This window comes from Kitasatospora sp. NPDC059803 (assembly GCF_042732255.1).
Taxonomy (GTDB): domain Bacteria; phylum Actinomycetota; class Actinomycetes; order Streptomycetales; family Streptomycetaceae; genus Kitasatospora.
Map to the genome: position 1 here is coordinate 1 of NZ_JBHWIJ010000324.1, position 9,132 is coordinate 9,132.

A 9,132-nucleotide genomic window follows, 5' to 3' on the forward strand; every position below is an offset into this window, starting at 1 on the left:
TTTTTTACTGATAAGGAGAAAACAGAGATATACAATCAGAATATCGTCGGAAGAGTAAGATGTGTATAAGAGAAAGATCAGACGCAGCGTGACCAGCTCGAACGGCCGCAGCGCCAGCCGCACCGCGCCGTCCTCCACGGCCACCTCGCCGCGGGTGCCGTCCCAGGGCCGCTCCAGCAGGTCGCAGGGGACGGCGCCGGCCAGCGGGTAGGAGGTGGTGAGCAGGCCACGGGCACGGCCGCCGCCGGCCTCGTAGACCCGGACGATCAGGTCGCCGCTGCGGTCGTCGGCGAGCTTGACCGCGCTGACCACCAGCGCGTCGTTGTTCAGCTGCACCAGCGGCGCGACCTGCTCGGCGCTGCCGGTGACGCGCCGCTCGGGCAGGCCGATCCGGTAGCCCTCGCGGACGGCGTCGCCGATCGCCGCGCCCGGGACGAGGGCGTGCCGGAAGCGGTGCAGGCCCTGGTCGGTCTTCGGGTCGGGGAAGCGGGGCGCGCGCAGCAGCGAGAAGCGGACCGTGGTGGTGGTGCCGCCGTCGGTGTCGCGCACGGCGCGGGTGACGTCGTGGCCGTAGGTGGAGGCGGTGACGAGGGCGACGCCCCAGCCGGGCTCGTCGAGGTGGACGAAGCGGTGGTTGCAGGCCTCGAACTTGGCGGCGTCCCAGCTGGTGTTGGTGTGGGTGGGCCGGTAGAGGTGGCCGAACTGGGTCTCGGCGGCGTACCGCTCGGTGTGCACGTCCAGCGGGAACGCGGCCTTGAGGAACTTCTCGGTCTCGTGCCAGTCGACCTCGGTGTCGATGTCGAGCCGCTGCTCGCCCGCCCGCAGGGTGAGCGTCTGGACGACGGTGGACGAGCCGAAGGAGCGCGCGACCCGGACGGTGGCCTGGTCGGGGGCGGAGAGCGCCGTCAGCGCGTCCACGGCGGTCAGGTCGGTGACGGTGTTGCGGTAGAACTGGTCGACGTCCCAGGCGTCCCACATGTTGGGGAAGTCCGGGTGCAACTGGAGCAGGTTGGCCCGGGTGCCGGGGGCGACGCTCTCCCGGCCGCTCGCCACCTCGACCACCGACGCCACCAGGCCGTCGGCGTCCACGACCACGTCCAGCAGCCCGTTGCGCAGCAGGAAGCCGCCCTCGGGCCGCTCGACGACCTCGCAGGCGCCCGCGCCGAACACGGCCGGGGCGGCCCCGCCGGCCGGGACGGCCGAGCGCGGGTGCGGCGCCGAGTTGAACACCAGCTCGCGCCCGCCGGCGGTGTCCCCGGCGAGGGCCTGCTGGGCGCCGTCGATCAGCGAGTCCAGCTCCGTGGCCAGCGCCGCGTACGTCGCCTCGGCCTCGCGGTGCACCCAGGCGATGGAGGAGCCGGGCAGGATGTCGTGGAACTGGTGCAGCAGGACGGTCTTCCAGATCCGGTCCAGCTGCTCGTACGGGTAGGCCGCGCCGGTGTGCAACGAGGCTGTGGCGCACCAGAGTTCGGCCTCGCGCAGCAGGTTCTCGCTGCGCCGGTTGCCCTGCTTGGTCTTCGCCTGGCTGGTCAGGGTGGCCCGGTGCAGCTCCAGGTAGAGCTCGCCGACCCAGACCGGCGGGTTCGGGTACTCGGCCTCGGCCTTGGTGAAGAACTCGGCGGGCTTCTCCCAGCGGACGGTGGCCGAGCCCTCCAGGTCCTTCATCCGGCCCGCCTTGGCGACCATCTCGCGGGTGGTGCCGCCGCCGCCGTCGCCCCAGCCGGTCGGGGCGAGCGAGTGCCGGGCCACTCCCTTGTCCTTGAAGTTCCTTGCCGCGTGGGCGATCTCGCTGCCCTTCATGGAGCAGTTGTAGGTGTCCACGGGCGGGAAGTGGGTGAAGATCCTCGTCCCGTCGATGCCCTCCCAGAGGAAGGTGTGGTGCGGGAACTTGTTGATCTGGCTCCACGAGATCTTCTGCGTCAGCAGCCACTTGGAACCCGCGTTGCGGATGATCTGGGGCAGGCCGCCGGTGAAGCCGAAGGTGTCGGGCAGCCACGCCTCGTGGTTCTCCACCCCGAACTCGTCCAGGAAGAACCGCTTGCCGTGCACGAACTGCCGGGCCATCGCCTCCGAGCTGGGCATGTTGGTGTCGGACTCGACCCACATGCCGCCGGCCGGGACGAACCGGCCCTGCGCCACGGCCTTCTGCACCCGGGCGTACACCTCGGGGCGGTGCTCCTTGATCCAGGCGAACTGCTGCGCCTGGGACATGGTGTAGAGGAAGTCCGGCTCGTCCTCCAGCAGCGCGGTCATGTTGGCGGTGGTGCGCGCCACCTTGCGGACGGTCTCGCGCAGCGGCCAGAGCCAGGCCGAGTCGATGTGCGCGTGGCCGATCGCACTGATCCGGTGCGCGGACGGCACGGCGGGCGCGGCCAGCACCCCGGCGAGCTCCGAACGGGCGGCGGCCGCCGTGCCGTTGACGTCCTGGAGGTCGATCGCGTCGAGCGCCCGCTCGACCGCGCGCAGGACGTCCCAGCGGCGGGCGCCGTCCACCGGCAGCTCGGCCATCAGCTCGCCGAGCACCTCCAGGTCGATCACCAGCTGCCAGACCGTCTCGTCGAAGACGGCGAGGTCCATCCGGGTCAGCTTGTACTGCGGCTGGTCGCCGGCGGTGTCCTTGTCGCCCAACTCGGTGGGCAGGAAGGGGTGGTAGTCCAGGATGACCGGGTTGGAGGCCGCCTCGACGTGCAGCAGGACCTGCTCGCCGCCGGCCGCGGGGGCGGCGATGCGCACCCACTGGTTCTGCGGGTTGAGGCCCTTCACCGGGGTGCCGTCCGGGCGGTAGACCAGGCCCTCGCACTGGAAGCCGGGCATGTTGGCGTCGAAGCCGAGGTCGATCAGCGCCTCGACCGTCCGCCCGGCCCAGGCCTGCGGCACGGTGCCGGTCACGGTGATCCAGCTGGTGCCCCACGGCGCGCCCCAGGCGTCGCCGACCGCGATCGGGGTGCGCGGCGCGGCCAGGCCCTCGGCGACCGGGACGGGCTCGCCGGGTGCCGTCCAGATGCCGACCTCCAGCGGGACGGACTCGGGGTAGACGGCCGGGCGGATGCGCTCGTCCAGGACGCGCTTGAGGCGGGACTCGACCAGCGTGCGGTCATCGTGCATGTCAGCGGGCTCCGTTGCGTGACTGAGGGGCGTGTCTGAGGGGCGTGAGTGAGGATCGTGGCTGAGGGGTAACGGCTGGGGCGAAGGGTTACAGGGACCGTACGTCGTCCGGGTGGACCACCTCGGTGATCCCGCGCGCGGCCAGGTGGGCCTGGTCCTCGGCGTGCTCGGCGAGGACGGTGGTCGGGCGGGCGCCCGCCTCGGCGAGGCGCATGAACGCCTCGTAGACGGCGCCGCCGGGCCCGCAGACCGAGCGCTTGGGCGCGGTCACCTCGTCCCCGGTGGCCACCACCACGGCGGTGGTGCGCGGCTCGGGCGGCTGCCAGGAGCGGCGCGCCTCGGCGGCGGCCTCGGCCAGCCGGGCGCCGGCCGGCTTGACCGCGCGGTCGGTGGTGAGCAGGCCGAGGCTGTACTCCAGCTCGGGGAAGTCGGCCAGCGAGCGGTCCACGTCGTGCGAGCACCACCAGGTGACGCCCCACACGTCCGGGCAGTCGAGCACGGCCTCGACGGTGGCGCCGGTGAACCGGGCGGCGTCCTCGGCGGTGATGTGCGGGGCGGGGGCGCCGACCTCCTGGAGCCAGACCGGGCGGGCCGGGTCGTCCGCCCAGGCCTTGGAGAGCTCGACCAGGTAGGCGGCGTGCTGCGCGGTGGCGGTGGAGTGGGCGCCGTAGCGCTGGGCGGTGCCGTTGAACACCCAGGAGTGCACGGCGGTGGCGGCGCCGATCCGGGCCGAGTGCCAGGGGGTGAACGGGTGTTCGTCCAGGTACCAGGCGGCGTCGTAGGAGGCGTGCAGGTGCATCCGGCCGGGCGCGCCCTGTTCGCAGGCGTCGAGCATCCGGCGCAGCCAGGCGTCGGCCTGTCCGGGGGTGATCCGGTCGGGGTCGGGGTGCGGTTCGCCGGAGAACTGGTTGATCTCGTTGCCGAGCGTCATGCCGAGGAAGTTGGGCCGCTCGTGCAGCGCCTCGGCGAGGGTACGCAGGTAGGCGGCCTGGCCGTCGAGGACCTCGGGGTCGGTGAAGATGTTGCGCCGGTGCCAGGTCTGGGTCCAGGAGGGCAGGAAGTCGAAGCTCGACAGGTGGCCCTGGAGGCCGTCCACCGCGACGTCCAGGCCGCGTTCGCCGGCCGCGTCCACCAGGGCCGCCAACTGCTCGACGGCGCGCGGGCGGATCAGGGTGCGGTTGGGCTGGAACAGCGGCCAGAGTGGGAAGACCCGGACGTGGTCCAGGCCGAGTGCGGCGATGGAGTCGAAGTCGGCGCGGACGGCGTCGAGGTCGAAGTCGAGCCAGTGGTGGAACCATCCGGCGCTGGGCGTGTAGTTGACGCCGAAGCGGGGGCGCTGCGGTGCGGGGGTGCTCATGGGCGGGTGATTCCTCAACGGGTGTGGGGCGAACGGGCGGTGGGGTCAGGAATCGTCGGACACGTCCTCGGTCGGACCGGGCCTAACCCTTGACGGCTCCCTCCTCGACGCCCTTGAAGAAGAAGCGCTGGCAGACGCCGAACACCACGACGATCGGCAGGAAGGCGATCATGGTGCCGGCCGCGATCAGCCGCGGGTTCGCGGAGAAGGTGCCGTTGAGGTACTGGAGTCCGACGGTGAGGGTGTACTTCTGCGGGTCGTTGAGCACGATCAGTGGCCAGAGGAAGTCGTCCCAGGCGCCGATGAAGGTGAAGATGACGATCACGCTGAGCATGCCGCGCACGTTGGGCAGGCTGATGTGCCAGAGCCGCTGCCACACGGTGGCGCCGTCGACCAGGGCGGCCTGGTCGAGTTCGAGCGGGACGGCGGCGAAGGCGGTGCGCATCAGCAGCACGTTGAGCATGGCGATCGCGCCGGGCAGGGCGACGCCGGTCAGGCTGTCGGCCAGGCCGAGGCCGCGCACCAGCACGTACTGGGAGACGATGGTGACCTCGCCGGGGAGCACCAGGGTGGCGAGGAAGAGGCCGAGGACGAGCTTGGCGCCGCGGAAGCGCAGCCGGGCGAGCGCGTAGCCGGCCAGGGTGCAGCCGACCACGTTGCCGGTGATGCAGATGGCGGCGACGATCAGCGAGTTGAGGGCGTAGGTCCAGACCGGGATGGTCTCGGCGACCTTGCCGTAGTTGCCGAAGGTCAGCTGTTCGGGGATGAAGCTCGGGGTGCTGGTGTAGACGTCTTCGTTGGGACCCTTGAGGGAGGTGGAGAGCTGCCACAGGAACGGCCCGACCACCAGCAGCAGGACGAGCACCAGGAGCAGGTAGCGGCCGGCGCTCTGGGCGGGGGAGGGGGTGTTGAAACCCCGGGAGCCCTGGGAGCCTTGAGCGCGGCGGGCGGCCTTCGAACGGGGGGAGGTCACGGGGTTCAGGCCGCCTTCCGGTTCAGGCGCATCAGCAGCAGCATCGGGCCGAGGGTGATGACGAACAGCATCAGGCTGAGCGCGGAGGCGTAGCCGAGGTGGCCGTTGAAGCCGCGGCTGTACATCTGGATCAGCATCACCACCGACATGTCCCGCCCGCCCGGGCCGCCCTGGCCGTGGGAGAGCACGTACAGCTCGGAGAAGACGCGCAGCGCGCTGACCGAGATGAGGACGGAGACCAGCATCATGGTCGGCCGCACCCCGGGCAGGGTGACGTGCCAGAACCGGCGGATCGGGCTGGCGCCGTCGACGGCCGCCGCCTCGTGCAGTTCGCGCGGGACGTTGGCGAGGGCGGACAGGTAGATGACCATGTAGTAGCCGAAGCCCTTCCAGACGGTCAGGGCGATCGCGCTGAACAGCAGCAGCCAGCGGTCGGTGAGGAAGGCGACCGGGGAGTCGGTCATCCCGGACTGCTGGAGCAGGCCGTTGACCAGGCCGCGGTCGTCCAGCACCCAGCCCCAGATCAGCGCCACCACGACGGCGGAGGCGATGACCGGGGTGTAGAAGGCGGTGCGGAAGAAGGTGATGCCGGGGACCTTGCGCTGGACGAGCAGGGCGAGCAGCAGCGGCAGGATGGTCAGCAGGGGCAGGCAGACCAGCATGAAGACGATGCTGTTGAGCAGGGCGTCGGCGAGCTGTTCGTCGTCGAGCAGGCGCCCGTAGTTCTCCAGGCCGGTGAACTGCCCGCCGCCCAGGGGCTTGGCGTTGGTGAATGACAGGATCACCGTGTTGACGGCCGGCCAGAGGTTGAAGACGGCCAGCCAGAGTATCGCGGGCCCGGCGAGCAGCCAGGGGGTGAACCAACGCCGGTGGGTCATGCCGTTGCCTTCCTGGGGGTGGTGCGGGTCATTCCCGGGTGCGGCGGGCGGGGGTGGCCCGCCGCTCGACCGGTACGGTCGGGGTGGCGGTCGGCCGTCAGCCCTTGAGCAGCTTGTTGCACTGCTCGACGGCGGAGTCCAGCGCCTGCTTGGAGCTCGCGTCGCCGCTGATGGCCAGCGCGATCTGCTGGTTGATGATGGTGCTCATGGCGTCGTCGACCTGGACGGGCTGGATCAGCTTGGCCTTGGCGAGCGAGTCGAAGGCGACCACCTTGGCGTCGCCGGCGTTGGTGCCGTCGCTCTTGCTGAAGAACGGGTCGTTCGCGGAGGCCTTGGTGGACGGGAAGACGCTGGTCAGGTGGGAGAACGCGGCCTGGTTCTCGGGGCTGGTGACCCAGCGGGCCAGGGCGACGGCGGCGGCCGGGTTCTTGGTGTTCTTCGGGATGGTCAGGCCCTGCACGTACAGCGGCGGGACGCCCATGGTGGGGGAGGAGAGCATCTTCGGGGCCATCGTCGGGTTGTCGGTGGCGAGGCTGGTGATGAAGTTGCCGCCGCCGGTGGTCCAGGCCGCCGTGCCCGCGTTGAAGAGCTTGGAGTTGCCGACGTAGGTGTTGGTCAGCACGTCCTTGGGCAGCAGGCCCTCCTTGAAGGCGTCGCGGTACTTGTCGAGCAGCGCGGCGGCCTCGGGGGTGTTGAAGGTGAAGGACTTGCCGTCGTCGGACATGAGCTTCACGCCGGCGTTGTAGAGGTCGCCGAGGCCCGGCTTGCGGCTCATCAGGTAGGTCTGGCCGCCGGACTTCTCCTTCATCGCCCGGGACTGGGCGATCAGGTCGTCCAGGCTGGCGGGGAGCTTCTTCGGGTCCAGTCCGTTCTTCGTCAGGAGTTCCGAATTCCAGTAGTTCACATCGGTGTTGAGGTACCACGGGTAGCCGAAGGTGCCGTTCAGGCCGGTGTAGCGGTAGGCCTCGACGCCGCCTGCGACGTACTCGTCGGCGAGCTTGGGGTCGGCCTTGAGGACGTCCAGCAGGAGGTCCTTCTTGGCCAGCGGGAAGGCGAAGTCCGGCGGGAGGTTGACCACGTCGGGCAGGCCGCCGGACGCGGCCTGGCTGAGGACCTTGTCGGAGTAGCCCTCGCCGGGCTGGTCGAGCCACTCGACCTCGACGCCGGGGTACTTCTTCTTGAAGCCGTCGAGGACGCCTTGGACGTAGTCGGTGAACTTCGGCTTGAGCGCCCAGGTCTGGATCGAGACCTTGCCCTTGACCTCGCCGGTGGCGGCCGCACTCGCCACGCTGTCGCTGTTCTTGCTTTCGCTGGAGCCGAGTCCGCAGCCGGTGAGTGCGGCCGCGGTGAACGCCGTCGTGGTCAGTGCCGCCCAGATTCTTCGCATGAGGGTCTCCCGGTCCTGGGGGTGGGTGGGGGATCGTGCCGAGCTCGGGGGGTGGTTTTGGGTCACGGGGGTGGTGCCGAGTTCCAGAACCTGTATTACTAAACCGGTCTAGCTATGCCAGGGACTATGCTCCCGCCTAAACTTGGATGTCAAGAGAGGAGTCGGGTTCTGTGGCCAGACCGACGATCGCCGACATCGCGCGCCAGGCCGGTGTCTCCAAGGGCGCGGTGTCCTTCGCGCTCAACGGCCGCCCCGGCGTGAGCGAGGCGACCAGGGCCCGGATCCTGCGGGTTGCCGAGGAGATGAACTGGCGCCCGCACAGCGCCGCGCGGGCCCTCGGCGGAGCCAGGGCCGACGCCGTCGGGCTGGTGATCGCCCGCCCGGCCCGCACCATCGGCGTCGAGCCGTTCTTCAGCCAACTGCTGTCCGGCCTCCAGGCGGTGCTCTCGGCCAGCTCCGTCGCGCTGCACCTGATGGTGGTCGAGGACACCGCCGCCGAGATCGAGGTCTACCGGCGCTGGGCCTCCGAGCACCGGGTCGACGGCTTCATCGTCGTCGACCTCCAGGTCCGCGACCCGCGGCTGCCGGTGCTGGACGAACTCGGCCTGCCCGCCGTCATCCTGGGCGGGCCCGGCAAGGGCGGCGGCCCGCTGCGGATCTGGGCCGACGACCGGGAGGCGATGCTCTCCATCGTCGACTACCTGGCCGCCATCGGGCACCGCCGGATCGCCCACCTCGCCGGGCTGCCGCACTTCCAGCACACCCAGCGGCGGATCCGCGCGCTGCGCGACGCCTCCCGCCGGCTCGGGCTGGAGGAGGCCGTGTCGGTGCCCACCGACTTCAGCGACGCCGAGGGCGCCGCCGCCACCCGCACCCTGCTCTCCCGGCCCCGGCGGCCCACCGCGATCGTCTACGACAGCGACGTGATGGCCGTCGCCGGGCTCGGCGTGGCCGGCGAGATGGGCGTCGCGGTGCCCGCCGAACTGTCCATCGTCTCCTTCGACGACTCGGTGCTGGCCCGGATCGTCCACCCGCCGCTGACCGCGCTCAGCCGGGACACCTTCGCGCTCGGCGAGCAGGTCGCCCGCAGCCTGCTGGCGGCCCTCGACGAGGCCGGCTCCGGGCGCGACCTGCAGATGCCCACGCCGCGGCTGACCGTGCGCGAGTCCACCTCGCCGCCGGGGGCCGAGCCACCCGACGGGGTGGTTGCTGCGCGAGTCGTTGACAGCGCTCCTGAACCGGTTTAGGTTCGCTGCGCCGAGCGGCCTCCGCCCGGCGCGCACCCAGGCCCTGTCCGGCCCGCACCCTCCGCAGGCCCGCTCCCCCCGCGGGCCCGGGGGGCGGGGGGGCGGGGCCGCCCCCCCCCCCGGGGGGGGGGCCCCCCCCCCCGCCGCCCCCCCCCCCCCCCGCCCCCCGCCCCGGCGCGCGCGCG

The 9,132-nt window shown here is 71.3% G+C and carries 6 protein-coding genes; 1 reads left to right on the forward strand and 5 read right to left on the reverse strand.

Features of this window, described 5'->3' with window-relative positions; all coding sequences use genetic code 11:
• The 5 genes from ACFV6I_RS33820 to ACFV6I_RS33840 form a co-directional block, all read right to left on the reverse strand.
• The coding region (locus ACFV6I_RS33820) for an alpha-mannosidase (protein ID WP_380429535.1) at positions 1–3,105 on the reverse strand (3,105 nt) is incomplete at its 3' end.
• 88 nt (positions 3,106–3,193) lie between these two features.
• The gene (locus ACFV6I_RS33825; protein WP_380429537.1) at positions 3,194–4,462 is read right to left on the reverse strand and encodes a glycosyl hydrolase; all 1,269 of its coding nucleotides are present in this window, start codon (positions 4,460–4,462) and stop codon (positions 3,194–3,196) included.
• Between the two features lie 82 nt (positions 4,463–4,544).
• The gene (locus ACFV6I_RS33830; RefSeq protein ID WP_380429540.1) at positions 4,545–5,435 is read right to left on the reverse strand and encodes a carbohydrate ABC transporter permease; all 891 of its coding nucleotides are present in this window, start codon (positions 5,433–5,435) and stop codon (positions 4,545–4,547) included.
• A 5-nt stretch (positions 5,436–5,440) separates the two neighbouring features.
• A complete protein-coding gene (locus ACFV6I_RS33835) occupies positions 5,441–6,313 on the reverse strand; it encodes a carbohydrate ABC transporter permease (RefSeq protein ID WP_380339560.1) in 873 nt (290 codons plus the stop codon).
• Positions 6,314–6,410: 97 nt separating this feature from the next.
• Complete coding sequence (locus ACFV6I_RS33840) at positions 6,411–7,700, reverse strand: ABC transporter substrate-binding protein (protein ID WP_063346402.1); 1,290 nt, start codon at positions 7,698–7,700, stop codon at positions 6,411–6,413.
• A gap of 170 nt (positions 7,701–7,870) precedes the next feature.
• Between ACFV6I_RS33840 and ACFV6I_RS33845 the strand changes: the two genes are divergently transcribed.
• On the forward strand, positions 7,871–8,947 hold the full coding sequence (locus ACFV6I_RS33845; RefSeq protein ID WP_363369566.1) for a LacI family DNA-binding transcriptional regulator: 1,077 nt from the start codon (positions 7,871–7,873) through the stop codon (positions 8,945–8,947).
• Positions 8,948–9,132: the final 185 nt, after the last annotated feature.

Excerpts from the sequence above, each read along its gene's own strand:
- ACFV6I_RS33840 (WP_063346402.1), bottom strand. The coding sequence starts at position 7,700 with ATGCGAAGAATCTGGGCGGCACTGACCACGACGGCGTTCACCGCGGCC.
- ACFV6I_RS33825 (WP_380429537.1), bottom strand. The coding sequence starts at position 4,462 with ATGAGCACCCCCGCACCGCAGCGCCCCCGCTTCGGCGTCAACTACACG.
- ACFV6I_RS33835 (WP_380339560.1), bottom strand. The coding sequence starts at position 6,313 with ATGACCCACCGGCGTTGGTTCACCCCCTGGCTGCTCGCCGGGCCCGCG.